At 70.0% G+C, this 26,511-nt stretch carries 25 protein-coding genes; 7 read left to right on the forward strand and 18 right to left on the reverse strand.

From position 1 onward, the window contains the following. Window positions 1-1,716 (forward strand): PepSY-associated TM helix domain-containing protein (locus CS062_RS09075; RefSeq protein WP_438270469.1); only part of this gene is annotated, 1,716 nt, incomplete at its 5' end. Continuing rightward, window positions 1,713-1,994 (forward strand): DUF3325 domain-containing protein, encoded by a 282-nt coding sequence (locus tag CS062_RS09080; protein ID WP_233217993.1) that lies wholly within the window; start codon window positions 1,713-1,715, stop codon window positions 1,992-1,994. The genes CS062_RS09075 and CS062_RS09080, both read left to right, overlap by 4 nt. A 23-nt stretch (window positions 1,995-2,017) precedes the next feature. Here the strand turns inward: CS062_RS09080 and CS062_RS09085 are convergent, their stop codons facing one another. Further along, the gene (locus CS062_RS09085) at window positions 2,018-2,755 is read right to left on the reverse strand and encodes a hypothetical protein (RefSeq protein WP_099861332.1); all 738 of its coding nucleotides are present in this window, start codon (window positions 2,753-2,755) and stop codon (window positions 2,018-2,020) included. Between the two features lie 468 nt (window positions 2,756-3,223). On the opposite strand from CS062_RS09085, the gene dusA reads away from it, so the two are divergent. After that, window positions 3,224-4,270 (forward strand): tRNA dihydrouridine(20/20a) synthase DusA, encoded by a 1,047-nt coding sequence (gene dusA / locus CS062_RS09090; protein WP_099861333.1) that lies wholly within the window; start codon window positions 3,224-3,226, stop codon window positions 4,268-4,270. A 25-nt stretch (window positions 4,271-4,295) separates the two neighbouring features. Further along, on the forward strand, window positions 4,296-4,877 hold the full coding sequence (locus CS062_RS09095) for a methylated-DNA--[protein]-cysteine S-methyltransferase (RefSeq protein WP_099861334.1): 582 nt from the start codon (window positions 4,296-4,298) through the stop codon (window positions 4,875-4,877). A 30-nt stretch (window positions 4,878-4,907) separates the two neighbouring features. Here CS062_RS09095 and CS062_RS09100 read toward each other — a convergent pair whose 3' ends face one another. The 6 genes from CS062_RS09100 to aptA all read right to left on the reverse strand — a co-directional run bounded on the left by CS062_RS09100 (window position 4,908) and on the right by aptA (window position 11,539). Next, a complete protein-coding gene (locus tag CS062_RS09100) occupies window positions 4,908-5,924 on the reverse strand; it encodes a recombination-associated protein RdgC (protein ID WP_099861335.1) in 1,017 nt (338 codons plus the stop codon). 212 nt (window positions 5,925-6,136) lie between these two features. Further along, entirely contained in the window at window positions 6,137-6,832 is a 696-nt protein-coding gene (locus CS062_RS09105) for a DsbA family oxidoreductase (RefSeq protein ID WP_099861336.1), read from the reverse strand. Between the two features lie 22 nt (window positions 6,833-6,854). Continuing rightward, window positions 6,855-7,850 (reverse strand): succinylglutamate desuccinylase/aspartoacylase family protein, encoded by a 996-nt coding sequence (locus CS062_RS09110; RefSeq protein ID WP_099861337.1) that lies wholly within the window; start codon window positions 7,848-7,850, stop codon window positions 6,855-6,857. 178 nt (window positions 7,851-8,028) lie between these two features. After that, window positions 8,029-8,967, reverse strand: coding sequence for a PIG-L deacetylase family protein (locus CS062_RS09115; protein WP_099861338.1), 939 nt, complete (start codon window positions 8,965-8,967; stop codon window positions 8,029-8,031). A gap of 210 nt (window positions 8,968-9,177) precedes the next feature. Beyond that, window positions 9,178-10,167, reverse strand: coding sequence for a DMT family transporter (locus tag CS062_RS09120; protein ID WP_099861339.1), 990 nt, complete (start codon window positions 10,165-10,167; stop codon window positions 9,178-9,180). A 52-nt stretch (window positions 10,168-10,219) separates the two neighbouring features. Beyond that, window positions 10,220-11,539, reverse strand: coding sequence for an omega-aminotransferase AptA (gene aptA, locus CS062_RS09125; protein WP_099861340.1), 1,320 nt, complete (start codon window positions 11,537-11,539; stop codon window positions 10,220-10,222). A gap of 157 nt (window positions 11,540-11,696) precedes the next feature. Between aptA and CS062_RS09130 the strand changes: the two genes are divergently transcribed. Next, the gene (locus CS062_RS09130) at window positions 11,697-12,170 is read left to right on the forward strand and encodes an Lrp/AsnC family transcriptional regulator (RefSeq protein WP_233217994.1); all 474 of its coding nucleotides are present in this window, start codon (window positions 11,697-11,699) and stop codon (window positions 12,168-12,170) included. A gap of 16 nt (window positions 12,171-12,186) precedes the next feature. Here CS062_RS09130 and CS062_RS09135 read toward each other — a convergent pair whose 3' ends face one another. Together CS062_RS09135 and CS062_RS09140 are read right to left on the reverse strand one after the other, a co-directional pair. Then, window positions 12,187-13,080 carry a DMT family transporter gene (locus CS062_RS09135; RefSeq protein WP_099861342.1) on the reverse strand — a complete coding sequence of 298 codons (894 nt, stop codon included), beginning with the start codon at window positions 13,078-13,080 and terminating at the stop codon, window positions 12,187-12,189. Window positions 13,081-13,138: 58 nt separating this feature from the next. Beyond that, window positions 13,139-13,996 carry a ferritin-like domain-containing protein gene (locus tag CS062_RS09140; protein ID WP_099861343.1) on the reverse strand — a complete coding sequence of 286 codons (858 nt, stop codon included), beginning with the start codon at window positions 13,994-13,996 and terminating at the stop codon, window positions 13,139-13,141. Window positions 13,997-14,025: 29 nt separating this feature from the next. Here CS062_RS09140 and CS062_RS09145 point away from each other — a divergent pair, with 29 nt between their 5' ends. Both CS062_RS09145 and hslO read left to right on the forward strand, forming a co-directional pair. Continuing rightward, on the forward strand, window positions 14,026-14,595 hold the full coding sequence (locus tag CS062_RS09145; protein WP_099861344.1) for a gamma carbonic anhydrase family protein: 570 nt from the start codon (window positions 14,026-14,028) through the stop codon (window positions 14,593-14,595). Beyond that, the gene (hslO, locus tag CS062_RS09150) at window positions 14,592-15,572 is read left to right on the forward strand and encodes an Hsp33 family molecular chaperone HslO (RefSeq protein ID WP_099861345.1); all 981 of its coding nucleotides are present in this window, start codon (window positions 14,592-14,594) and stop codon (window positions 15,570-15,572) included. The genes CS062_RS09145 and hslO overlap by 4 nt, the downstream gene beginning before the upstream one ends. 42 nt (window positions 15,573-15,614) lie before the next feature. Here the strand turns inward: hslO and CS062_RS09155 are convergent, their stop codons facing one another. From CS062_RS09155 to mutS, 9 genes are all read right to left on the reverse strand, one after another. Continuing rightward, window positions 15,615-17,378, reverse strand: a complete 1,764-nt coding sequence (locus tag CS062_RS09155) for a bifunctional metallophosphatase/5'-nucleotidase (protein ID WP_099861346.1) — start codon at window positions 17,376-17,378, stop codon at window positions 15,615-15,617. A gap of 115 nt (window positions 17,379-17,493) precedes the next feature. Then, window positions 17,494-18,189: an AAA family ATPase gene (locus CS062_RS09160; RefSeq protein ID WP_099861347.1), complete on the reverse strand. Its 696-nt coding sequence runs from the start codon at window positions 18,187-18,189 to the stop codon at window positions 17,494-17,496. A 39-nt stretch (window positions 18,190-18,228) separates the two neighbouring features. Continuing rightward, a complete protein-coding gene (gene pnuC / locus CS062_RS09165; protein ID WP_099861401.1) occupies window positions 18,229-18,894 on the reverse strand; it encodes a nicotinamide riboside transporter PnuC in 666 nt (221 codons plus the stop codon). A 29-nt stretch (window positions 18,895-18,923) separates the two neighbouring features. Further along, a complete protein-coding gene (gene ftsB / locus CS062_RS09170; protein WP_091723656.1) occupies window positions 18,924-19,193 on the reverse strand; it encodes a cell division protein FtsB in 270 nt (89 codons plus the stop codon). A 174-nt stretch (window positions 19,194-19,367) separates the two neighbouring features. Continuing rightward, the gene (gene eno, locus CS062_RS09175; protein ID WP_099861348.1) at window positions 19,368-20,654 is read right to left on the reverse strand and encodes a phosphopyruvate hydratase; all 1,287 of its coding nucleotides are present in this window, start codon (window positions 20,652-20,654) and stop codon (window positions 19,368-19,370) included. 217 nt (window positions 20,655-20,871) lie between these two features. Continuing rightward, window positions 20,872-21,159 (reverse strand): DUF1330 domain-containing protein, encoded by a 288-nt coding sequence (locus CS062_RS09180; protein WP_099861349.1) that lies wholly within the window; start codon window positions 21,157-21,159, stop codon window positions 20,872-20,874. 51 nt (window positions 21,160-21,210) lie between these two features. Next, a complete protein-coding gene (gene pyrG / locus CS062_RS09185) occupies window positions 21,211-22,887 on the reverse strand; it encodes a CTP synthase (protein ID WP_099861350.1) in 1,677 nt (558 codons plus the stop codon). A gap of 71 nt (window positions 22,888-22,958) precedes the next feature. Further along, complete coding sequence (locus CS062_RS09190) at window positions 22,959-23,786, reverse strand: alpha/beta hydrolase (RefSeq protein ID WP_099861351.1); 828 nt, start codon at window positions 23,784-23,786, stop codon at window positions 22,959-22,961. 28 nt (window positions 23,787-23,814) lie between these two features. Beyond that, complete coding sequence (gene mutS / locus CS062_RS09195) at window positions 23,815-26,415, reverse strand: DNA mismatch repair protein MutS (RefSeq protein WP_233217996.1); 2,601 nt, start codon at window positions 26,413-26,415, stop codon at window positions 23,815-23,817. Between the last annotated feature and the right edge of the window lie 96 nt (window positions 26,416-26,511).

A 26,511-nucleotide genomic window follows, 5' to 3' on the forward strand; every position in this document is an offset into this window, starting at 1 on the left:
GGCCGTCTCGCCATGAGCGCGCCCGACGCCACCCCTCGCGTCGAGCGCGACGTCGCCCCCGACGCCGCCGACGGTGTCGGCCAGCGCGTCCCGGCCCGACCGCGCGGCATCCGGCAGACGATGTCCGACCTGCACATCTGGACCGGACTGCTGCTCGGCTGGTTCCTGTTCGCGATGTTCCTCACCGGGACGGTCAGCTATTTCAAGGAAGAGCTGTCGCAGTGGATGCGCCCCGAGATCGCGCACCAGGCCGACCGGCCCGAGCCGGCCGTCGTTGCCGGGCGCATCGCCCGGACGCTGGAGACCGTCGCGCCAGGCACGACCCAGTGGAGCCTGCGTCTGCCCGACGAGCGCCATCAGGTCGCGAACGCGTTCTGGCGCGTGCCGCCGAAGGATGGCGCCAAGCGCGCCTTCAAGGATGCCAACTTCGATCCGCAGACCGGCCTGAAGGTCGCGGCCCGCGAGACGCTGGGCGGCGAATTCTTCTATCGCTTCCACTTCCAGTTCCATTACATGCCGGTGCCCTGGGGGCGTTGGCTCGCGGGGCTGGCGGCGATGTTCATGCTGGTGGCGATCGTCAGCGGCGTGATCACGCACAAGAAGATCTTCAGCGACTTCTTCACCTTCCGCTGGGGCAAGGGCCAGCGCTCCTGGCTGGACGCGCACAACGCGCTGTCGGTGTTCGGGCTGCCCTTCCACCTGATGATCACGTACACCGGGCTGGTGACGCTGATGACGCTCTACATGCCCTGGCCCGAGATGGCCGGCATCAACTCGCCGGCGATGAAGCGGCAGCTGACCTCGGAGATGAATGCCTTCCTCCAGCCGGCCAAGCCGTCCGGCGAGGCGGCGCCGCTGGCGTCGATCGAGGCGATGGTGCGCGAGGCCGAGCGCCGCTGGGGCCCGGGCAGCGTGGCGCGGGTCACCGCGGTCAATCCGGGCGATGCGGTGGCGCGCGTGGCGATCACGCGGGGCGAGGGCGGGCGGCTGTCGATGAGCCCGCAGTACCTGCTGTTCGATGGCGTCTCCGGCCGGCTGGTCGAGGAGAAGTTGGACGTCGGCGCGGCGGCCGAGACGCGCGGCGTGATGGTCGGGCTGCACCTGGGGCGCTTCGGCGACGGCGCGACGCGCTGGCTGTATTTCCTCGTCAGCCTGGCCGGCACCGCGATGGTGGGCAGCGGCCTGGTGATGTGGACGGTCAAGCGGCGTCAGAAGCTGGCCGATCCGCAGCGGCCGCACCTGGGCTTCCGGATCGTCGAGCGGCTCAACATCGCCGCGATCGCCGGCCTGCCGCTGGCGATGACGGCGATGCTATGGGCCAACCGGCTGCTGCCGCTGGACCTGGTCCGGCGTGGCGAGTGGGAGGTCCATGTGGTCTTCATCGTCTGGGCACTGGCGCTGGCGCATGCGGTGCTGCGGCCGCCCCGGCGCGCCTGGATCGAATTGCTCGGGCTGGGCGCCGCGGCGCTGGCGTTGCTGCCGGTGCTCAATGCGCTGACGACGGATCGCGCGCTGTGGCGCAGCCTGGCGCAGGGCGACGGGATTTTCGCCGGCGTGGAACTCGTGGGGTTGGCATTCGCGGCGCTGCTCGCCGGACTGGCGATGCGGGTCGCGCGTCATCGACCCAAGGGGACTCAGGCCGGCCGGGCGAGGACCACCGGCACATCGTCGCGACCGGCGTCCGACGCCGCGGCGGCGGTGGAGGGGGCGCGATGATGACCCATCTCGCGAGTCTGCTGATCTGCGTCGGTGCGTTCGCCGCGCTGGCGATGGCGACGGAGCGCGCGCAGCAGGACGTCCTGGGGCGGGCGCTGTCGCCCGACGCGACGCGCCTGCTGCGGATCACCGGCTGGGCCCTGCTGATCGCGAGCTTGGCGATCGTCGTCGGCGCCCAGGGATGGGGCCTGGGGCTGGTGAGCTACAGCGGGCATACGAGCGTGGCTGCGGGCCTCGTCTTCGTGGGGCTGATCGCGTCACAGCGACGCAAGGGCTGATCGCCGCTTCCGCTGGCGATGCGTCAGCGGGCGGCTGCCGATGCTGGTGACGACGCAGCAGCAGCAGCAGCAGCAGCAGCAGCGGTCATGGTCGTGGTGGCGGTGGCGGTGGCGGCCACAGGCGACGCCGACGCCGATGAACTCGCGGCCGGCAGCAGCGCGGCGCGGGCCTCGGCCTGGCGCCGGAAGTTGTCGTAGGCGCGGGTGGCATCGTCCGCGTCGCGGCTGCGCAGCATCATGACCACCGTGCTGTGGCGGGTGAGCGCGGCGAAATACTCCCGCGTCTCCGCGCTCCAGACCAGGCGCACCACCTCGTCGCCGAAACGCTGCCGGCGCAGGGTCTCCACCGCGCTGCCGAAGAAGCGCAGGTCCGGTCCGTCGGAGATCGGCGTCAGCGGCACCGCCGGCAGCAGCGGCTCGGGAAGCGCCGCTTCGGTCGCATCGGCCATCCGGCCGAGCAGCACCGGCCGCCCCACCTCGCCAGCGGCGGCGATGCGTCGGAAGCTGTCGAAGCGTTGCCAGGCCTCGGCCTCGTCGGAGGACACGAGCGTGCGCCGCACCTCGCCCTGCTGCAGGACAGCGACGTAGAACCGGCGCGGCATCGTGTGGGACCAGACCTCGATCGACACGTCGTCGACCTGGACGCGCCGCATCAGCAGCAGCGTGCGGGCGGCCAGTCGCGCGCGCAGATCGTCGATGTCGGTGGCCTCGGCGTTCACCGCCGGCGCGAGCGCGGCGGCCGGTGCGGTCGCCGCCACCATCGCCACGCTCGAGGCGCCACCCGACTGGGTGGCTCCGGTCGCCTTCGAGCGCCTGGCGTCCTTCGCGGGTGCCGAGGCCTTCGAGGCCTTCGGGGTCTTCGCTGTTTTCGCTGTTTTCGCGGCCTGCGCGGTCTTGAGGGTCTTCGTCGACGACCTTGCCTTCCGCGGCTGGGCGCCGGACGTCTTCGTGGGGGGCGGGGTGGCGGACTTCGTGGTCTTCGCCGCCTTCGCCTTCGCCGGTGCGGTCGGGGCCGGTGGCGTCTCGCGGGCGGCCTGGGCTGGCGGCAGGACGAGCCCCGCCGAGATCAGCAGCGCGAGGACGGAGCCGCGGAGACGCCAGGGGCTCCGGAACGGGCGAGGGAACGGATACATGAGCGGTCGGCATGGTACGACGGACAGCGCCGCCCCCGGCGCGCGGGCGCATCGTCGAAGCCGGTCGATCTCCGCGCTCCGGGATAATCCGCCGCCATGTCCTCGATGTTTTCCCCTTGGCGCCTGTCCGTCGCTCCCATGCTGGACTGGACGACAGCCGATTGCCGTTTCCTGCACCGGCTGCTGACGCGCCACACGCTGCTCTACACCGAGATGGTGACCACCGGCGCGATCCTGCATGGCGACCAGCCGCGCCACCTCGACTTCAACGAGGAGGAGCATCCGGTCGCCCTGCAGCTCGGCGGCTCCGAGCCCGCCGATCTGGCCGCCTGCGCCAGGCTGGCCGAGCAGTGGGGCTATGACGAGGTCAACCTCAATTGCGGCTGCCCCAGCGAGCGGGTGCAGCGCGGCGCCTTCGGCGCCTGCCTGATGGCCGAGCCGGCGCTGGTCGCCGACGGCGTCAAGGCGATGCGCGACGCCGTCTCGATTCCGGTCACCGTCAAGCACCGCATCGGCATTGACCGGATCGAGAGCTACGAGTTCGTCCGGGACTTCGTCGGCCAGGTCGCCGACGCCGGCTGCGAGGTCTTCATCGTCCATGCGCGCAATGCCTGGCTGCAGGGGCTGTCGCCCAAGGAGAACCGCGACATCCCGCCCTTGCGCTACGAACTGGTCCATCGGCTCAAGCGCGAGTTCCCGCGGCTCACGATCGCGATCAACGGCGGCCTGAAGGCGGACGACGAGATCGCCGAGCAACTGAACCACGTCGATGGCGTGATGATCGGCCGGCAGGCCTATCACGAGCCCTGGCAGATGGCGCAGTGGGACCAGCGCTTCTTCGGCGAGGCCCAGCCGCTCGTCACCCGACGAGAGGAGGTCGAGGAACAGTGGCTCGCCTACCTGGACCGGCAGGTCGCGCTGGGGCGGCCGTGGTCGCAGGCGATGCGCCATGCGCTGGGCCTGTGGAACGGCCTGCCCGGCGCGCGCCGCTGGCGCCAGGTATGGTCCGACCACAAGCTCAAGGCGATGGCGCCGCGCGAAGTGGCCCGCCTGGCCACCGAGGCCCGGCTGCAGGCCGCCGAGATCGCTAGCCAGCATCCTGCGTTCAAGCCGCCCGTCGGGGCCGCTCCTGCCACGGGTTGACCGCGCGGCGGATCAGGATCGCGTCATGGCGCCCCAGGTCTTCTTTCATTGCTATCCGACGGCGCTCGGCCACTGCGGCATCGCGTGGACCGAGCGTGGCGTCGTCGGCTCGCCACTGCCCGAGGAGACGCCGTCGCTGACCCGCGATCGCATGTGGGTGCGCTTCCCGGCGGCCCGCGAGGTGACCGCGTTCGAGCGGCTCCCCGTGGCGGTGCAAGCGGCCTGCGAGGGCGTGCGGGCGCTGCTCGCGGGCGAGGCGCGCGACCTGCTCGAGGTCGAACTCGACGACAGCGCGGTGCCGGCCTTCGACCGGGAGGTGCTGGCGCTGACGCGGCGCATTCCGGTCGGGCAGACGCTCACCTATGGCGAGGTCGCCACGCGGCTCGGCCATCCCGGCGCGGCGCGCGCCGTCGGCCGCGCGGAGGGCCACAACCCGTTCGCGCCGATCGTGCCCTGCCACCGCGTGATGGGCGCGCCGTCGGCCGGCAAGGCGGCGAACCTCACCGGCTTTTCCGCCGCGGGGGGCGTGGCGACGAAGCTGAAGATCCTGGCGATCGAGGCGCGGGCCACCGGTCAGCAGGCGGGCGAACAGCAAGACCTGTTCTGAGGGATGAGGGTCACCGCGGCGCGCGGTCCCTCACTCCCACGGCGCCGCTTCGGTGGCCAGGTCCTCATCCTTCGCAGGCGAGGTCGAGGCCGCCGCCGGCGCCTTCGCGCCGCCCGGCGCATGCTCCGCCGCGATCTTGGCCGACTGGCCGATGAAGTCCAGCTCGCCGCCCAGGCCCTCGATCATGTCGGGGATCAGCTGCGCGAGCTCGCCGGTCGCCAGCGCCGCGTCCACGTCGAAGGCCTCGTCCTTCGCCGGCTTGTCCCGCCCGTCGAAGACCACGTCCAGGAACTTGATGCCCTTGATCTGCATCGTGTCCGTCAGGGTGAAGGACACGCGCTCCTTCCAGGTCATCGCCAGGCGCGTCGGCATCTTGCCGCTGGTCAGGTGGGCCTTGACCTCGTCGGTGTCCAGGTTGTGGCGGGCGTAGCGCACCGCCGCCTTCATCTCGTCGGCGGCCTTGAGCTCGCAATCGCGGTCGATCACGAAGTCCTTCGGCGGCACGCCGTCCATCAGCCACGCCGCCATGCAGGCCGCCGGCGACTCGGCGCTCTGCAGCAGGTGCAGGTTGATCGACGAATCCGCCTTCACCAGCAGCGTGATCAGCTCGTCGGCCTTGCCGATCGAACCCGCATCCACCATCAGCAGGCCCTGCTTGGGCGAGATCCACACCCGCAGGTGCGATTGCAGCGTGAAGGCGCGCGGCAGCAGCTCCAGCGTGGCCTGCTCCTTCATGTCGCGCTGCTGCTTCTTGCCGGGCCGGCGGCCGGTCTCGAGCTCGATCCGCTCGACCATCTCCTCGACCTTCTCCCGCACCACCGAGCCGGGCAGCACCCGCTTCTCCATGCGCAGGCTCAGCAGCCAGTGGCCGTCGATCTCTTCCAGCAGCCGGGCGCCGGGCTCGCCGCGCGGCGGCACCCAGCCGGCCGAGAGGGCTTCGGTGGCGCCGCAGGGCGCGAAGCGCTCGTTCTCGAGGGCGTCCTCGAGCTTCTCGGCATTGGGCTGCCAGTCGTTGGACAGGCGGTAAACGATCAGGTTCTTGAACATCTTGAAACTGCGTCAGGCGGTGACGGCGCGCGAAAGCGCCAGGAATGACAACGGGGCCAAGCGGACGACGCATGGCCCCGTTCAAACGATGGGCGGATTGTCTCAAATCCGGCGGCCGGTCCGGACGCGGATCAACCCCCTTGCCAACCGGTGCGCATTCCTGACGGCGTGGATCGACCGGGCCGTTCCGCGGGGCGAATCGCCCGGACCCGTCAGGCCGTGGCTTCGCGCTGCTCGGCCGCGATCTGGCGCAGCGCCTGCTCGAAGGCCTCCGGCGGCTGGCCGCCCTGGATCAGGTATTTCTCGTTGATCACGACGGCGGGCACCGAGCTGATGCCGCGGCCCAGCCACAGCGATTCGGTCTCGCGCACGTCGTCGGCGAACTCGCCGCTGTCGAAGACGCGGGCGGCCTCGGCGGCGTCCAAGCCGATCTCGCGGACCGCGGCGAGCAGCGTCTCGCGATCCCCCGGATTCCGGCCGTTCGTGTGGTACGCCGTCAGCAGCGCCAGCTTCAGGTCGCGTTGCGCCTGCGCGGACTGCAGGCCGGCCCAGTGCAGCAGCCGGTGCGCGTCGAAGGTGTTCCAGACGCGGCTGCGCGCGCCCTCGGTGAAGGTGAATCCCACCTCGGCACCGCGCTGGCGCAGATGCGCGCGGATCTGCTGGCGCTGCTCGGTCGTGGAGCCGTACTTGCGGCTGAGGTGCTCCTCGATGTCCTCCCCCTCCGGGGCCATCTGGGGGTTGAGTTCGAAGGGCTGGAAGTGCAGGTCCACGGCCACGTCCGGCAAGCGGGTGAGGGCGGTTTCCAGCGATTTCAGCCCGACGGCGCACCAGGGGCAGGCGACGTCGGAGACGAAGTCGATGCGCAGCGGAGGCAGGGCGGTGGCGGTCGGGGCGGGGGTGTCGTTCATGCCGGCGACTCTAGCCAGAAGCTCAAGCCAACACGCGGTCGCTGGGCTTTGCCAGGTAGAACCACTCGTGACCCGGTTCGGCGTTGTTGTTGGGGAACACGATGCGGCCGCCGAAAGGCGCCAGCACCGGCGTGCCGTCGGCGCGCGTGCCGATGCGCTGGCCCTCGGCGATCGGATCGAAGCTGGCCCACTGGCGTTCGAAGCGGTCGTCGACGCTGTCGCGGTCGACCACCTCGTAGAGCTGCAGCAGCTCGACCGGCCGCTTCGGATCGGCCGGCTCGACGGCCTCCGGCGCGACCATGCCCAGCAGCACCAGGGTGCGCAGGATCGCCTTGAAGGCGACCTCCGGCCCCTGCGGGTCGGCATGCTGGCCGCACTCCAGGGTGATGCAGTAGCCGCCGGTGCTGCGCATGTATTCGGTGGTGCCCACGCCGTAATGCGGGTCCTGTTGCAGCGCCATGCGGCGCGAGCCGTCGCCGGCCCGCTCGGCGCGGCGCGTCAGGCCGAGCGCATAGGTCGACAGCCAGCCCTCGACGATGCGCGAGGTGCCCACCGCCAGCGCCAGCGCGCTCTCGGCGGCCTGGTGGCGGAAGGGCTCGAGATCGCCGTCGTTGTCGCGCGGGCCGAGCATCGCGAAGGCCGGACCGGGGTTGTTGAAGCTGTGCAGGTCCAGCATCACGTCGCTGGCGGCGATCCACGGGCACAGGCGGTTGGCGATGCGGTCCTCGAAGTCCTGCGGGATCGGATTCACCCGCAGGTTGCGATTGAGGTTGCGTTCGCCCTCGCGGCGCTGCAGGCGATGCGCGAGCGGATTGACGATGGGGATCATCGTCAGCGTGCCCTTGCGCAGCGTCAGCGCGCCTTCGTCCAGCATCGCCATCACCCGCTGGATCGCGCCGACGCCCGCGACCTCGTTGCCGTGCACCGCGGCCGTCACCAGCAGCTTGGGGCCGGGTTGCAGGCCGGCGAACTGGTGGACGCGGAGGTGGGTCGGGTGGGCGGTGGTGGCGTCGCTCATGGCGGGAAGGAGGGGCTCGACGAGGGGAAGCGCGAAGCATAGGCCCGCCCGGCGCTCCGGCGTGCGCCCCGCGCATGCCGAAAACGGCGGCGGGGATGAGCGCAGGTTGTGGCTGTGAACGAGCTCGTCCCGGGACGGCGAGGCTTCGGTGCCGGCTCCGCCGTGGATCGGGGAGCGCTCAGGCGCCGAGCAGGGCGGCCGGGTCGAGCGGCGTCTCGCAGGACCAATGGCTGTTGGGCAGGTCGCCGACAGGCGCGCCGTCGACCCAGCGCGTCAGCCGGTACAGCGTGCCGAAGGCGAAGTCCGGCGGCGCCTCGCCCGCGCCGGCCAGCAGCTCGCCGCCGCGGCGCACGTTGTCGGCCATCCAGGCCGGCAGGCGCAGGTGATACGGATTGCGGGCGACCTCGCCGTGGTGGCAGGCCAGCGCCCGCACCAGCCGCGCGGTATCGCGCTGGCCGGTTTCGACGAGCGTCGTCGGAGCGGGCTGGGTGGCCCAGAACTCGGTGTGCGCGAACACGGTGCTGAGCCTGGCCCGCGCCAGTGCCTCGCTGACCAGCAGGTGCACGCCAATGTGGGTGGGAATGCCGTCGCCCGCGTGGGGGACCAGGATCAGCGCGGGCCGCTCGGCGGCCAGCAGCTCGGCCACCAGCCGGACCTGCTCCTGCCACAGCGGCGTGCGCGCGGCGGCGGCTTCAGGCTTGACCTGCTCGAAGCCGTCGGCGGCGAGCAGGCGCAGGTCGAAGCCCAGCACGTCGCAGGCGGCGCCCAGTTCGGTCCAGCGCTCGGCGCGGCGCTGCTGCTTGCTGCCCAGCGTCACCGCGATGTTGGTCACCCGCCAGCCGGCTTCCTGGCGCAGCCGCAGCGGCAGCGCGCCGACGATGCATTCGTCGTCCGGATGGGGGGCGAACACCAGGACCAGCGGGGGGCGCTGCGTGGCGTGGCCGGTGCGGACGGGGGCGGCCGACGCCGCCAAAGGACTGACACCGGTACGCGGCGACTGCCTCAGGAGGGCATACCAGCTGCCGATCCAGGATTCCCAGTCCGCCTGGCTGGCGGTGGCGGCGGCGACGGTGGGAAGCGGGGGCGTGAGGGCCGGAGCAGGGGCGTTCGCGTTCATCGGCAGGGATGTGGCGGTCCGGAAGCAAGTGCCCCGGGCAACTTCGATCTACCCATCTTAGCGGGTGAATCCCTAAATGGTATTACATTGGTAGTAAAACTAGACAAAGACCGGTGGCGCTCGATGGTCCGACTGGTCTGGTCGTGCAAGAGCGAGGGCCGCGAGGCAGCGCCTCTTGGAGCGGCGGGACCGGCGGGGCGGGCGGCGCGGTCAGCGCGGCGCTCGGGCGGGCCAGGTGGCCAGCATCACGCCGCCGAGCGCGAGCGCATAGGCCACCAGCTGGATGGCGTTCATGCGCTCGCCGAGGAAGACCAGCCCCACCAGCGCGGTCGACACCGGCAGGAACACCATGAACACGCCGGCCTTGGCGGCGCTGACGTGCTGCAGGCCCTTCATCCAGAGCCAGACCGTGATGGTGCTGGCGGCGATCGCATAGAAGAGCAGCAGGCCCCAGTCCTTCACCGCGACGGCGCCGAAGTCGAAGTCCATGGCCTGCCACAGGCCCAGCGGTGTGACGAGCACCAGGCCCCAGAGGTTGATGAGCGCGCTGATGCGACGCGGCGGCAGATCGGCGGTCAGCCGCTTGCCGATGACGACGTAGCTGGCCTCGCAGCACATCGCGCCGACGAGCAGCAGCGCGCCCCAGCCGGAGGTCTGCGCGCCCGCGCTGTCGCCGTGCTTGCTGAGCGCGACCAGCGCGATGCCGCCGACGGCCATCGCGATGCCGGCCAGCGTGCGCGGGGCGATGCGCTCGCGCAGGAAGAGCCAGCTCATCAGCGCGACGGTCGCCGGGATGCCGGCCATGATCACGCCGGCCACGACGGCCGAGCTGTGCTTCATCCCGAACAGCAGGCAGATCGAGAACAGGAAGTTGCCGAAGAAGGATTCGAGGAACAGCAGGAAGCGGGTGCGGCCGGAGAGCGGTGCCTCGGCCGGTCCGCGCCGCAGCCACGGCAGCATGAACACGGCGGCCATGCCGAAGCGCAGGAAGGCCAGCAGGAAGACCGGGAAGACCAGGACCAGCAGCTTGGACAGCCCGACGTAGCTGCCGATCACGCTGGTGCTGGCGGCCAGGCTCAGGTAGGAGAGCCACGGGACGTGGTGGCCGTGATGGTCGCGAAGGCCGGGATGACCGAGGCGCTCGGACGGGGGGAGCGCCTCGGCGGGCGTGGCATGCGGGTCGGTCGTGGCGCTGGACATGGTGCGGGATGATGCCCGAGGCCGCGGCGGCGACGTCGCGACCGGGGCGGGGTTACTTCAGGCGACGCAAGGCCACGCGGATCGCGTCGATCATGCGGTCGAGGTGCTCCCGCTCCGCGATCAGCGGCGGCGACAGTGCCAGGATGTCGCCGGTGGTGCGGATCAGCACGCCTTGCTGCCAGCAGTCGAGGAAGGTCTCGAAGGCCCGACGGGTCGGCTCCCCGGCGCGCGGCGAGAGTTCGACGCCGCCGACCAGTCCGAGGTTGCGCACGTCGATGACATGCGGCTCGCCGCGCAGCGCATGCAGCTGTTCGGCGAAGTAGCCCTGGAGCTCCGACGCCCGCGTGAGCAGGCCGTCGTCGGCATAGGTGTCCAGCGTGGCCAAGCCAGCCGCGCAGGCCAGCGGATGCGCCGAGTAGGTGTAGCCGTGGAAGAACTCGATCACGTGCTCCGGCCCGGTCATGAAGGCGTCGTGGATGCGCTGCTGCGCGAGGACGGCGCCCATCGGCACGCAGCCGTTGGTCAGGCCCTTGGCGACGGTCATCAGGTCGGGCGTCACGCCGAAGGTCTGCGCGGCGAAGGCGTTGCCGGTGCGGCCGAAGCCGGTGATGACCTCGTCGAAGATCAGCAGGATGCCGTGCCTGTCGCAGATCTCGCGCAGGCGCTGCAGATAGCCCTGCGGCGGGATCAGCACCCCCGCCGAGCCGGCCACCGGCTCGACGATCACCGCCGCGATCGTCGACGCGTCGTGCAGCGCGACCAGGCGCTCCAGGTCGTCGGCCAGCTCCGCGCCACGAGCCGGCAGGCCGACGCTGAAGGCGTTGCGGGCGATGTCGTGGGTGTGGCGCAGATGGTCGACGCCGGCCAGCAGCGTCCCGAACATCTTGCGGTTGGCGACCATGCCGCCGACCGACATGCCGCCGAAGTTGACGCCGTGATAACCGCGCTCCCGGCCGATCAGCCGGGTGCGCTGGCCCTCGCCCCGCGCGCGGTGATAGGCGAGCGCGATCTTCAGCGCGGTCTCCACCGACTCCGAGCCGGAGTTGGTGAAGAAGACCTTGTTCATGCCGGCGGGCGCGATGTCGGCCAGCCGCGAGGCGAGCTCGAAGGCCTTGGGATGGCCCATCTGGAAAGGCGGGGCGAAGTCCAGCTCCGCCGCCTGTTGCTGGATCGCCCGCACAATGCGCGGCCGGTTGTGACCCGCGTTCACGCACCACAGGCCGGCGACGCCATCGAGGATCTGCCGCCCCTGGTCATCGGTGAAATACATGCCGTCCGCGCGCGTCAGCAGGCGGGGCGACTGCTTGAACTGCCGGTTGGCGGTGAACGGCATCCAGTAGGCGTCGAGGTCGGGACGGGCGGGGGTGGACATGGCGGGGCTCCCGGGGCGGCGCGCTGGGCGCGGGTGATCGATCGGGGCAGTCTAGGCAAGCCGGCGCGCAATCGGTGAGCGTTCCGGCGGCGGGTAAACCCGCAACGACGCAATCCCATGCGGCCAGAAGGCAGGTTCGTCGAACACAATGCCGTCCATGATCAAGGAAGTGCAACTGGATGCGATCGACCGCGCGATCCTCGCGGTCCTGCAGCGCGACGCGCGGATCTCCAACCAGGACCTGGCCCAGCAGGTCCATCTGTCACCGTCGGCCTGCCTGCGGCGGGTGAAACGGCTGGAGGACAGTGGCGTCATCGATCGCGTGGTCGCGCTGCTCAACCCGAAGGCGATCGGCAAGCCGGGGACGAGCTGGACGATCGTGAACGTCGAGCGGATGACGCCGGCCGCGCTGGCCGCCTTCGAACAGGCGGTCAAGGATGCGCCGGAGATCCTGGACTGCTTCTACGTCGCCGGCAGCAACGACTACCTGCTGCGCTTCGCCTATCGGGACGCCGAGGACCTGGAGCGCCTGCACACCCATGTGCTGATGCAGCTGCCCGGTGTGGCCAAGGCGAACTCCATGCTGGTGCTGCGCACGGTGAAGAAGTCCAGCGCGTTTCCGCTGGACTGAGCCGGGCCGGCGGCGCTCAGGCCGCGCGCGGCCGCAGCACGCGCAGCATCGGCAGCAGCTGGATCAGCAGCATCGCGCCGAGGATCAGCGCGCAGCCCAGCAAGCCGGCGGCGTCGAGCCGGTCGCCCATCATCAGGTAGCCGAAGACGGCGGCGAACAGGGTCTCGGACGACAGGATGATCGCGGCGTCCGCCGCGTGGGCATAGCGCTGCGCCACCACCTGGCCGGTGAAGGCGATGCCCACCGACAGCACGCCGGTGTAGAGGATCGGCCCGGCGGCGGCCTGGATGCCGGCCCAGCTCCAGGACTCGAAGCACAGCGCCCAGGCCAGCGCCACCACGCCGCAGAACAGGAACTGGCCGCCGGCGACGGTGAACGGCGCGTTCATCCGGTCCGCGACCCCGCCCACCAGCAGCACATGCACCGCCCAGGGCAGCGCGGAGGCGATCACCCAGGCGTCGCCCAGGCCGATGTCGAGTTGATGCGCGCCCGAGAGCAGGAAGGCACCGACGAGGCACGCCAGCGCGCCCGGCCATACCGACCAGTGCGGCAGATGGCGCAGCAGCAGCCAGCCCAGCAGCGGCACCAGCGGCACATACAGCGCGGTCAGGAAACCGGCGTTGGTGACGGTCGTGTACTGGATGCCGATCTGCTGCAGCGCCGCGCCGGTCGTCAGCAGCGCGCCCAGCCCCATGATCTTGAGCCCATCGCCGCCGCGCAGCACCGTCGCGCCGGGCGTGCGGCGCTCCCGCACGATCAGCGGCAGCACCACCAGCGCGCCGATCAGGAAACGGATGCCGGTGAACATCATCGGCCCGATGCTCTCCATGCCGTGGGCCTGGGCGACGAAGGCCGAGCCCCAGATCATCGCGATGAGGGTCAGCAGCAGGTTGGCTTGGATGCGGGTCATGGGTCGGGAGTGTCGACGATCGCGTGGGGCCGGCCGGGGCGCAGCTTCGCGCCAGCCTTCATGAGCGGAGATAGGCCAGTTCTTCGTCGCTGAAGCCAGCGGCGCCGCGGGCCTCGAGGTTGAAGGGCGGGCGCAGCTTCGGCGCCTCGAAGCGCTCGACCAACTCGGGGTAGAGCGCCACCGGATCCAGGCCGCGCTCGCGGCACAGGTGGCGGTACCAGTGGTTGCCGATGCGCACATGGCCGACCTCGTCGCGCAGGATCACGTCGAGGATCTCCACCGCGCGCGCATCGCCGGCCTTGGCGAACTTGGCCTGCAGCGGCGGCGTCGCGTCCAGCCCGCGCGCCTCCAGCGTGCGCGGCACCAGCGCCATGCGGGCGAGCACATCGCCGGCGGTGCGCATCGCCATCGTCCACAGGCCGTCGTGCGCGTCGAAGTCGCCATAGGCGCGACCCAGGCTGCGCAGGTGCTCGTCGAGCAGGCTGAAGTGCAGCGCCTCCTCGGCCGCGACCTGCAGCCAGTCGAGGTAGTAGGCGCGCGGCAGGTCGGCGAAGCGCCAGACCGCGTCCAGCGCCAGGTTGATCGCGTTGAACTCGATGTGGGCGATCGCGTGCAGCAGCGCCGCGCGACCTTCCGGCGTGTACGGCGAACGCGAGGCCACCTGCAGCGCGGCCACCAGTCGCGGCCGCGCCGGACGGCCGGGCGGTTCGGCGTCGGGGACGAGGACGGCGGTGGTGTCGAGCGAGACCGCGGGGACAGCAGCGATGGGCGCGCCAGCGCCGGCGGTCGGGGCGGACGGCGAGGCGATCGGGGCCATCGCAGCCGTCGTGGCGGCGTGCAGCGCCCGGGCCGCTGCCGCCTTGGCCTGCGGGTCCGCGATCAGAAGGACCTGCAGCGCGCGGGTTCGAAGTTCCATTCGTAGAATTATCCCTTTTGGAGAAACGCATGGCCGTCTACCGCCTCGGCGAACACACGCCGGAACTCGGCGCCGGCGTCTGGATCGCCGAAAGCGCGCAGGTCATCGGCCGCGTCACGCTCGAGGACGACGTCAGCATCTGGTTCAACGCGGTGCTGCGCGGCGACAGCGACCACCTCACCATCGGCGCGGGCAGCAACATCCAGGACGGCAGCGTGCTCCACGCCGACGCCGGCATGCCGCTCAGGCTCGGGCGCAACGTCACCGTCGGCCACCAGGTGATGCTGCACGGCTGCACGGTCGGGGACAACGCGCTGATCGGCATCGGCGCCGTGGTGCTCAACGGCGCGCGCATCGGCGCGAACTGCCTGGTGGGCGCCGGCTCGCTGGTCACCGAGGGCAAGGTCTTCCCCGATGGCAGCCTGATCATGGGCTCGCCGGCCAAGGTCGTGCGCGAGCTCACCCCGCAGCAGATCCAGGGGCTGGCGATGAGCGCCGCCCATTACGTGCGCAACGGGCGGCGTTACGCCGAGGAACTCGTCCGCATTGACGATCCGCAATCCGCCCCCAGATCCCCCGAATTCAAAGGAGTCCCATGACCACGTCCACCAAGCCCGCGCCGAGCGAGCTCCACAAGTTCCTCTTCGAAGGCCTGCCGGTGCGCGGCATGCTGGTCCGCCTGGACGAGAGCTGGAAGGAACTGCTGGGCCGGCGCAAGGAGCCGCTGACGCCGGCGGTGCGCGACCTGCTGGGCCAGATGACGGCGGCGGGCGTGCTGATGCAGGCCAACATCAAGTTCAACGGCGCGCTGATCTTCCAGGTGATGGGCGACGGACCGCTGAAGCTGGCCGTGGTCGAGGTCCAGCCGGACATGAGCTTCCGCTCGACGGCCAAGACGCGCGAGGACGTGCCGGACCAGGCCACGCTGCAGCAGATGCTGAATGTCCACGGCCAGGGCCGCTGCGCGATCACGCTCGATCCGAAGGACCGCCTGCCCGGCCAGCAGCCCTATCAGGGCGTCGTGCCGCTGAGCGGCCCGGACGGCCAGCCGCTGGAAAAGCTCAGCGATGTGCTGCAGCACTACATGCGCCAGTCGGAGCAGCTCGAGAGCACGCTGGTGCTCGCGGCCAACGACCAGCTCGCGGCCGGCCTGCTGATCCAGCGCCTGCCGATCGAGGGCGAGGGCAACCTCGAGGCGGGCGCCAGTTCCGGCGTCGTGCGCGAGGAGATGGAAGAGGCCTACAACCGCATCAGCATGCTGGCCGCGACGCTGACTGCCGAGGAACTGCTGACGCTGGACAGCGACACCATCCTGCGCCGGCTGTTCTGGGAAGAGACGGTGCGCCGCTTCGATCCGCAGTACCCGAGATTCGCCTGCACCTGCTCGCGCGAGCGCGTCGGCCGCATGCTGCTGGGCCTGGGTCGCCAGGAAGTGGACGAGGTGCTGGCGGAGCTCGGCGGCGTCGAGATCGGCTGCGAGTTCTGCGGCAACCACTACGTCTTCGACGCGGTCGATGTCGGCGAGCTGTTCACCGACCCGCAGAACCAGGCCCCCGGCTCCCGGCAGGTCCAGTGAGCCTCACATCGCCCTGCGGGCCGGCCCCGGCTTGCGGGTGCCTCAGGGCTGATCGACGCGCACCGCGCGGTCCAGGGCCGTGGCCTTCACCCGCTGCGTGCCCTGCGCCTTGAAGTAGGCCTCCAGCGCGTCGACGTCCATCGGCCCGGTCTGCAGGAAGCGCGCTTCGGTGAACGTCTTGAAGCTGTCGCCGCCGACTTGCAGGAAGCTGTTGATCGCGACCCGGACTTTCTGGTCGGGCGCGATCGCGCGGCCCTCGAGCATCATGCTGCCCGGCACCACCCGCGAGCCGACCGGACGGCGCTTGTCCCAGCGATAGCTGAAGCCCTGGGAGGTCTGCAGCGGCAGCCACTTCGCGTCGCCGGCCCACCACTGTTCCTCGAGCACGCGCTGCAACTGGACGCCCGACATTTCCACGACCACCAGCGCGTTCGAGAACGGCAGCGCCGCGAACAGGTCGCCGAAGGTGACGCTGTCGTCCGGACGATGGATCAGGCCGGTGCGCACGCCGCCGACATTCTGGAAGGCGACCTGCGCGCCGCCGTTCTCCGGCGCGCGCGTGGCCGCGAGCATCGCATCGGCCACGAGCTGGCCCATCGTCGTGCCGCCGCCGTCGCTGCGGTCCTCGCCGTCCTTGCTCAGCGCCTGCGCGAGGAACCCCACCGGGCGCTCGATCAGCGGCTGCGCGACCTGCTGGTAGCTGGTAATCAGCAGCGTCTGGCGCGGGTCCTTGGCGGTCTCCGGACGCACCACGACATTGTTGGCACGGGCCTCGGTCATGGTGCCGGTGGCGCGGTCCAGCGTCAGGTCGATCTCGGTGACCAGCGTGCCGTACTTGTCGCCGCTGGTGACCAGGCGGCCGTCGATGCGGCAGTTGTACGCGCGGTGCGTGTGGCCAGAGACGATCAGCCCGACGCGCTTGTCCAGCTTCTTGACGATGTCCACGATGGGGCCGGAGATCGCCGGGCAGTCGTTGATGCCGCCGCTCGGATAGCCGCCCTCGTGGATCAGCACGACGAAGGCGTGCACGCCCTGGCGCTCGAGCTCGGGAACGATGCGGTTGATGGTGTCGGCCTCGTCGTCGAAGCGCAGGCCACGGATGCCGGTCGGGCTGACGAGCTCCGGCGTGCCCTTGAGCGACAGCCCGATGAAGCCCACCGGCACGCCGTCGAAGCGCTTGATCGCGTAGGCGGGCAGCACGGACTGGCCGGTCTTCTCGTCGATGGTGCTGGCGGCCAGGTACTGGTACTTCGCGCCCTTGAACTCGGTGGGGCCCTTGCAGCCGTCCTTGGGATGGCAGCCGCCGCGCTGCTTGCGCAGCAGCTCGGTGATGCCCTGGTCGAACTCGTGGTTGCCCACCGAGGAGATGTCCAGCCCCATCAGTCCCAGCGATTCGATCGTCGACTCGTCATGGAACAGCGCCGACAGCAGCGGGCTGGCGCCCACCAGGTCGCCCGCGGCCACGAACACGTGGTTGGGATTCTTCGCCTTGATCTGTGCGACCACCGTGGCCATGCGCTCGGCGCCGCCGGCTTCCAGCGTGATGGTCTTGTCGGGGTTGTGCGGGTCGGGCAGCTTGATGCCGCCGGCCGGGGGCAGCAGGTTGCCGTGGAAGTCGTTGATCGCCAGCACCTTCACCGCGACCGAGCCGGTGGCGGCCTTGGCCGGCGCCGTGGGCGCTTCGAGCGACGGCGGCAGCGGCGCCTGGGGGCCGGTCGAACTCAGGGTGCCGCAGGCGGCGAGCAGCGCCGCGCTCAGCAGCATCGACAGCGCGCCCAGCGGGCGGCGCACGGAAGGACGATTCATCGGGGCAGGCTCCTGGAACGCCGGATTACCGTGGAATGGCGAGCTCGCAAATGTTTGCGGACCGCGAAACGGCGGATTGTGCCTCGACCCTGTGGCGATGCCGTGAGCGCCGCGTTCAGTCCGACGCGGGATCGCGCCCTGGATCGCTGGCCTGACGCGCGGCGGTGCGGCTGGCGTGCTCGCAGGCGGGGTCGTCGCAGAGCTCGCAGGACCAGTCGCCGCCCAGGCTCTCCCCGCGCTGGAGCAACCGGCCGAAGAGACCGTCCGCGCGCCCGAGGTGAGGGCGCAGCACCGGCCCCAGCGCGTTCAGCGCCTGCTGCAGCCGCTCGGGCCCGCTGCCGCTCACCAGGCTGTAACCCAGGCCGGCATCGCGCAGCGCGCGCCGCAGCAGGCGATCGGTGGGCTGCTGCGCATGGGGACCATCGCGCAGGCCGTCGGCGACCCACGGCAGGTCCAGCGCCATCAGCAGGGTCGCGTCCATGCGGGCCTGGACCTGCAATGCGAAGGGGTAGAGCGAGCGGTCATCGAAGAGCTGCTCGCTGTAGACCGCGGTCATCAGCGGCGTGGTGTCGTGCAGGACCAGGTCGTGGTCGACGGCGGCGGCCCCGGCGCGGCGCCACTGCTCCTCGGCGATCGCTCGCTGCTCGTCGGGGCGCGGCGTGCGGCCCTCGCGGTCGCACCATTCGCGCAGGTATTCACCCACCAGCGCGCAGCGCAGCCGCGTCTGCGACCGCAGACCATCGAGCAGGGCCATGCCGAGCTGGCTCTTGCCGGTGCTCTCGGCGCCGACCAGGGCGATGTGCAGCGTCATGGGGAGGGCCTGCGAGGGCGACGACGGGTGGCCGCCGGATCAGGCGGCGACCGTCGCCGGCCGCAGCTGTCGCTGCCAGGCGCGCCAGCCCGCCACGGACATCGGCACGAACACCGCGTACAGCACCACCGTCAGCCAGTAGCCCTTCAGCGCGAAGAGCCCGATGCTGACCAGGTTGACCATCACCCAGACGGGCCAGTTCTCCTGGTACTTGCGGCCCAGCAGCCATTGGCCGGTGATGCTGGCCACCGTGGGGAGGGCGTCCCAATAGGGGAGGGGGGAATCGGTGCGGTGCTGCAGGAACAGCCCGAGCAGCGGCCAGGCGGCCAGCGTGACCAGCAACGCCGTGACGCGGCCCTTCGGGCCGAGCGTGCGCACATGCAGCGTGTCGCCTTCAGCGGTGCGGCCGCGCAGCCACTGCCACCAGCCCCACAGCGCCAGCGCGGCGAAGAGCAGCTGCAGCGAGGCCTCGCCGTAGAGCTTGCCGCTCCAGAACAGCAGGAAGTAGAGCAGCGAACTGGTCAGCGCCAGAGGCCAGGCCAGCACCTGCACCCGCATGTTGCACACGACCATCCAGATCGCGAGCACGAAGGCCACCAGTTCCAGCCAGCTGATGGGACTGCCCAGCGCGGTGAATGCAGGCGAGAGGGCCCGGTTGAGCGATTGATCGAGGACGGCCGTCAACGGCCCGAGCAGCGCATCCATCCGCGAGAGCATGCAGGAAGTGTGGAAGTTCAGCGGCGCAGCGGGACGAAGACCTCGTCCGGCTTGACCATGCCCAGTTCCATGCGGGCCTTTTCCTCGACCATCTCGAGGCCTTCGCGCAGGTCGAGCAGCTCGGCCTGCAGTTGCGCATTGCGCGCACGGGCCTTCTCGTTGGCCTCGGCCTGCTCGCGCAGCTCGGCGCGCAGCTGGACGCCACGGGCCAGACCGCCCTTGCCGAACCAGAGCTGGGCCTGGATGGCGACAAGGAAGGCGGTGAGGACGATGGCCAGGGCTTTCACAGGCCGCGAGTGTAGCCGCCTCGCACGACGGCACGTGCCCAGGGCGCCCGCACGAGCCCCGGATTCACGGGGATCCGTGGCGTTCCCGACGCATCCGGCAACGAAAAAGGGCGAGCCCGATGGACTCGCCCCTTGGGTGGCCGACCCTCGACGGGGCGGCGTCCGCGCCAATGCTCAGCGCAGGTTGTAGAACGCGGCACGGCCCGGGTACACGGCGACGTCGCCCAGGTCTTCCTCGATGCGCAGCAGCTGGTTGTACTTGGCCATGCGGTCCGAGCGCGACAGCGAGCCGGTCTTGATCTGGCCGGCGTTCAGGCCGACGGCGATGTCGGAGATGGTCGAGTCCTCGGTCTCGCCCGAACGGTGCGAGATCACGGCGGTGTAGCCGGCGCGCTTGGCCATCTCGATGGCGGCGAAGGTCTCGGTCAGGGTGCCGATCTGGTTGATCTTGATCAGGATCGAATTGGCGATGCCCTTGTCGATGCCTTCCTTCAGGATCTTGGTGTTGGTGACGAAGAGGTCGTCGCCCACCAGCTGCACCTTGTTGCCCAGCTTCTCGGTGATGTGCTTCCAGCCGTCCCAGTCGCCTTCGGCCATGCCGTCCTCGATCGAGATGATCGGGTACTTGTCGACCCAGGTGGCCAGCATGTCGGTCCACTGTTCGGCCGTCAGCTGGATGCCGCCTTCGCCTTCCAGCACGTACTTGCCGTCCTTGTAGAACTCGCTGGCGGCGCAGTCCAGGCCCAGCGCGATCTGCTCGCCGGCGGTGTAGCCGGCCTTGTCGATCGCTTCCAGGATCATCTGGATCGCGGCCTCATGGTTCTCGACGTTGGGGGCGAAGCCGCCCTCGTCGCCGACGGCGGTGGACATGCCCTTGGCGTCGATGATCTTCTTCAGCGCGTGGAAGACCTCCGCGCCCCAGCGCAGCGCCTCGCGGAACGACGGCGCGCCCACGGGGATGATCATCAACTCCTGCAGGTCGATCGAGTTGTTGGCGTGGGCACCGCCGTTGATCACGTTCATCATCGGCACCGGCAGCTGGTTGCCGGCCATGCCGCCGAAGTAGCGGTACAGCGGCAGGCCCGACTCTTCCGCGGCGGCGCGCGCCACGGCCATCGACACGGCCAGCATCGCGTTGGCGCCCAGGCGGCTCTTGTTCTCGGTGCCGTCCAGGTCGATCAGGGTCTTGTCGAGGAAGGCCTGCTCCGACGCGTCCAGGCCCAGCACCGCTTCCGAGATCTCGGTGTTGATGTGCTCGACGGCCTTGAGCACGCCCTTGCCCAGGTAGCGCGACTTGTCGCCGTCACGCAGTTCGATGGCTTCGCGCGAACCGGTCGACGCGCCCGACGGCACGGCGGCACGGCCCATCACGCCGGACTCCAGCAGCACGTCGCATTCCACGGTGGGGTTGCCGCGGCTGTCGAGGATCTCTCGGCCGACGATGTCAACAATGGCGCTCATGGGAACAGTCTCCAGAAGTGAAAAAACTTGTCGGCGCGCATGGTGCCAGCAACGGGTTACCTGTGCTGAACAACCTGCGGCATGAAAGGGGGACGAACAGGGGGAGGCGTGGGGGCCAGCCGTCGGCGCAGAACGCCAGGCGAAAAAAAGCCACCGGGCCGTGTCGCCCGTCTGGACGGGGAACTGGCGCGATGGCTCGTGCGGGGCATGACCGGGATCAGATGCCGTCCACGACCACCATGCGCATCACGCCGGCGTGCTCGCGCAGCGACTTCGCATGCTGGTAGGTCTCGGAATCGTAGAAGCGCCGGGCCGTCGCGCGGTCGGGAAACTTCAGCACGACCAGCCGGCTCGGCGTCCAGTCGCCCTCCAGCACCTCGATCGTGCCGCCACGCACCAGCACCTCGGCGCCATGCTCCTGCATCGCCTTCGTGCTCCATTCGCGGTACTTGGCCATCTGGTCGGCATCGGTCACGGTCACGTCGGCAATGATGAAGGCGGGCATGGGCGGGGTCTCGGTCGTTGAGGACGGTCGGGGCGACGCGGGCCGGAGCGTTCAGGCCGCGGCGGGGGCGCTGACCTCGTGGCCGGCCTTGGCCTTATGTTCCAGCGCGGCCTTGATGAACGCGATGAACAGCGGGTGGCCGTCCCACGGCGTCGACTTGAACTCGGGGTGGAACTGCACGCCCATGTACCACGGGTGCACATTGCGCGGCAGCTCGACGATCTCGGTCAGCTTCTCGCGCTGGGTGATCGCCGAGATCACCAGGCCGGCGTCCTGCAGCTGGTCCAGGTACTGCTCGTTGGCTTCGTAGCGGTGACGGTGGCGCTCGTTGACGACCGGGCCGTAGATCTCATAGGCCAGCGTGCCCGGCTTGACGTCCGAACTCTGCGCGCCCAGGCGCATGGTGCCGCCGAGGTCCGACTGGGCGGTGCGCTTCTGGATCGAGCCGTCCGCATCCTGCCATTCGTCGATCAGCGCGATCACCTTGTGCGGCGCGTCGGGTTCGAACTCGGTCGAGTTCGCGCCCTCCAGTTGCGCCTTGTGGCGCGCGTATTCGATGGTCGCGACCTGCATGCCCAGGCAGATGCCGAGGTAGGGCGTCTTGTGCTCGCGGGCGTACTGGGCGGCGAGGATCTTGCCCTCGACGCCGCGCTTGCCGAAGCCGCCGGGCACCAGGATCGCGTCGTACTTGTCGAGCTGCTTGACGTGCTCGGCATCGAGCGTCTCGGAGTCGACGTACTCGATGTTGACGCGGGCGTGGTTGTGGATGCCGGCGTGACGCAGCGCTTCGTTCAGCGACTTGTAGCTGTCCGACAGGTCGGTGTACTTGCCGCACATCGCGATCGTCACCTCGGTCTTCGGGTTCTCGACCTCGTTGACCAGCATGTCCCAGCGCTTCAGGTCGGTGGACTTGGTGTTGAGCTGCAGCTTGGTGCAGATCAGCTGGTCCAGGCCCTGCTCGTGCAGCACGCGCGGGACCTTGTAGATCGTGTTCACGTCCCACATCGAGATCACGCCGTACTCGGGCACGTTGGTGAACAGAGAGATCTTCTCGCGCTCGTCATCGGGCACGCGGCGGTCGGCGCGGCACAGCAGCGCGTCGGGCTGGATGCCGATCTCACGCAGCTTCTGCACGGTGTGCTGGGTGGGCTTGGTCTTGAGCTCGCCGGCGGCGGCGATCCACGGCACGTAGGTCAGGTGCACGAACGCGACGTTCGTCGGCCCCATCTTCAGGCTCATCTGGCGGGCGGCTTCCAGGAAGGGCAGCGACTCGATGTCGCCAACCGTGCCGCCGATCTCCACGATCGCCACGTCCACCGCGTCGGCGGTGCCGTGACCGGCGCCGCGGCGGATGAACTCCTGCATCTCGTTGGTGATGTGCGGGATCACCTGGACCGTCTTGCCGAGGTAGTCGCCGCGGCGCTCCTTCTCCAGGACCGACATGTAGATCTGGCCGGTGGTGAAGTTGTTGGAGCGCTTCATCCGCGTGGTGATGAAGCGTTCGTAGTGGCCCAGGTCCAGGTCGGTCTCGGCGCCGTCGTCGGTGACGAAGACCTCGCCGTGCTGGAACGGGGACATCGTGCCTGGATCCACGTTGATGTAGGGATCCAGCTTGATCAGGGTGACTTTGAGGCCGCGGGACTCGAGAAGGGCCGCGAGAGAGGCCGATGCGATGCCCTTGCCGAGGGAGGACACGACACCGCCGGTGACGAAGACGTACTTGGTCATTGTCTTGCAGCGCCTGATTGCGTCCGGATGCATCGTACCGGACCTCAAAACGCCGTGGTGGTAAAGCGCGATTATAGCGACGCCGCCTTGCCCTTCATCTCGCCGATCAGCTCGAGCACCAGCCGGGCCGTCTCTTCGGGGCGCTCGAAGGGGTAGAGGTGGGTGCCCTCGAACCAGCGGAACAGGTCCTTGGCGAGTGCCTTGGAGCCGGCAGCCGTGGCCTGGCGCAGTTCCTCGGATTGCGTGCCCGCGATGAAGGCCACCGGGCACTTCGGCGCGTGGCTTCTGAGGATGCGCGGCAGGTTGTGCGGCAGCGTGTTGTAGATGCGGGTCTCGATCTCGCGGGTGAACCCCAGTCGCACCTGGCCGTCGGCATGGTCGTCGAAACCGCTGTCGATGTAGTCCTTCAACACGCGCGGATCCCAGCGTGCGAACTTGCCCTTGGCGGCGAAATGCGCATGCACGTCCTCGCGGCTGGGCCACTCGTAGCGGCGCTGGTGCGAGATCTTGCCGGGCGACACCTTCTTGATGAAGCCGGCGGACTTCGCCACCCGCAGGCTGTGCGCCCGCCAACCGTCGATGACCGGCGAATCGAGCATCACCAGCCCCTGGGCCAGCGCCGGCTTGCGGCAGGCCGCCAGCAGCGACAGCAGGCCGCCGAGCGAATGCCCGACCAGCATCACCGGTCCGGTCGGCTTCACCTGTTCCTGGATGAACTGCAGCAGCTCGTCGCGCAGGTGCGGCCAGTTGCTGGTGACCGGATAACGCGGATCGTGACCGATGCGCGGCAGCGCGTGCACCGTCCAGCCCGCGTCGCGCCACACGTCGAAGAGCACGCGGTAGCAGCCTGACGGAAAGCCGTTGGCATGCGAGAAGACGAGGGTCCGGGTCGATTCCATGGAGCGGGCTGGCGCGGCGGACGGCGACTCAGGCGCGGGTCGCGGCCAGCGTCTTGAGCTGGTAGAGCGCGGCGAGCGCCTCGCGCGGGCTGAGCGCGTCGGGGTCCAGGTCCCGCAGCGCGTCGAGCAGCTCGGACGGTTCCGCGGCCGCCGTGCCCGGCGCCGGCTCGGGCGGCGGGGCGAACAGGTCGATCTGCGTCTCGCCCTCGGTGGCGCGAGCCTCCAGGGCTTCGAGCGCGGCGCGGGCCTGCCGCACCACCGGCGACGGCATGCCCGCCAGCCGCGCGACCTGCACGCCGTAGCTGCGACTGGCCGGGCCGGGCTGGATCTCGTGCAGGAAGACGATGTCCTCGCCGCTCTCGACCGCCGACACATGCATGTTGACCGCCTGCGGGTGCTTGGCCGGGAATTCGGTCAGCTCGAAATAGTGGGTCGCGAACAGGGTGAACGCCCGGCACTTGTCGTGCAGGTGAGTCGCGATCGCGCCGGCCAGCGCCAGGCCGTCGAAGGTCGAGGTGCCGCGGCCGATCTCGTCCATCAGCACCAGCGACTGCTCCGAGGCGGCGTGCAGGATCGCGGCGGCCTCGGTCATCTCCAGCATGAAGGTCGACTGCGCATTGGCCAGGTCGTCCGCCGCCCCGATGCGGGTGTGGATCGCATCGATGGGTCCCAGCCGGCAGGCGGTGGCCGGCACATAGGCACCGATGGCCGCCAGCAGCGCGATCAGCGCGACCTGCCGCATGAAGGTGCTCTTGCCGCCCATGTTCGGGCCGGTGATGACCAGCAGCTTGGTGCGGGCGTCGAGTCGGCAGTCGTTGGCCATGAACTCGCCGGCGCCGGTCTCGCGCAGACGCGCCTCGACGACCGGATGACGACCGCCCTGGATGTCGATGCAGGGATGCGAGACGAACTCGGGGCGGCACCAGTTCAGCGTGGCGGCGCGCTCGGCCAGTCCGGCGAGCACGTCCAGCGCGGCGAGCGAGCGCGCCAGCCGGCCCAGCGCCTGCATTTCCTCGGACAGCTGGTCGATGACCAGCTCGTACAGCATCTTCTCGCGCGCCAGCGCGCGCTCGTTCGCCGACAGCGCCTTGTCCTCGAAGGCCTTGAGTTCCGGCGTGATGAAGCGCTCGGCGTTCTTCAGCGTCTGGCGGCGGGTGTAGTCGGCCGGGATTTTCTCCAAGCCGCTGTTGGTGACCTCGATGTAGAAGCCATGCACCTTGTTGTACTGGACCCGCAGGTTGGCAATGCCGGTGCGGGCGCGTTCGCGGGTCTCCAGCGCGATCAGGAAATCATCGCAGTTGGTCTGGACGGCGCGCAGGTCGTCGAGCTCCTCGTCGAAGCCCTTGGCGATGACGCCGCCTTCGCGGATCAGCGCGGCCGGTTCCTCGGCGATGGCCCGTGTCAGCAACTCGGCGATGTGCGGCGAAGCGCGCAGGCCCTCGGCCAACTGATCCAGCAGCGCGGCGCCGGAGGGCACCGTCTGCGCCAGTTCCGGCAGGATCTGCAGCGTGGCGCGCAGGCCGGCCAGTTCGCGCGGACGCACCTGGCGCAGCGCGATGCGCGCGGCGATGCGCTCGACGTCGGAGACCTGCCGCAGCGCCTCGCGCAGCGGTTCGAAGCCGGTCGTCAGCAGCTCGGCGATCGCGTCCTGGCGCTCGCGGGCCGTGGCGCGCTCGCGCTGGGGATGCAGCAGCCAGTGACGCAGCGCGCGGCTGCCCATGCCGGTGCGGCAGGTATCCAGCAGCGACAGCAGGGTCGGCGAGGTTTCGCCGCGCAGCGTCTGCGTCAGCTCGAGGTTGCGCTGGGTGGCGGGGGGCAGGTCCAGCAGGTCGGTCGCCCGCAGCACCTGCAGCCGCTTCACATGCGTCAGCGCGCGACTGCCCTGGGTGCTCTCGGCATAGGCCAGCAGGCAGGAGGCGGCCGCATGCGCGGCGGGCAGGTCCTGGGCGTTCAGGCCTTGCAGGCTGGCCACGCCGAGCTGCGTGCAGAGCTTGCGCAGGCCGAGCGCGGCGTCGAAGTGCCAGGCCTGGCGATTGGTGATTGGCAGCCGCGCGGCGAGCACCGCCTGCGGATGCTTCTCGCGGTCGACCAGCACTTCGGCCGGCGACAGGCGCGCCAGCCAAGCGCCGAGTTCGCGCTCGCCGCATTGCGCCAGGCCGATCTCGCCTTGCGTCATCGACAGCCAGGCCAGGCCGATGGTCTTGCCCTGCGTCGAGAGCGACAGCAGGATCGCGTCCTGCTTGTCGGCCAGCAGTTCCGAATCGGTGATGGTGCCGGGCGTGACGACGCGCACCACCTTGCGCTCGACCGGCCCCTTGGTCGCGCCGACCTCGCCGACCTGCTCGGCGATCGCCACCGATTCGCCGAGCCGGATCAGCTTGCCCAGGTAGGACTCGAGCGCATGGACCGGCACGCCGGCCATGACGACCGGCTCGCCACCGCTCTGGCCCCGCGTGGTGAGCGTGACGTCCAGCAGCGCGTTGGCCTTGCGGGCGTCGTCGAAGAAGACCTCGTAGAAGTCCCCCATGCGATAGAAGACCAGCGTGTCGGGATGGTCGGCCTTGATGCGGAAGTACTGTTGCATCATCGGCGTGTGCTGGCTGAAATCGTCGGTCGCGGCGCTGCTCATCGGAGGAGGGAAATGGACAACGCCCTCGGTCGGAGGGCGTCGCGGTGGGTGGCTGGGAAGGGAGTGTAGGGCATGGCCGGACGCGGCGAGATGCAG

Origin of the sequence: Roseateles chitinivorans (assembly GCF_002761755.1) — a bacterium.
Classification (GTDB): domain Bacteria; phylum Pseudomonadota; class Gammaproteobacteria; order Burkholderiales; family Burkholderiaceae_C; genus Roseateles; species Roseateles chitinivorans.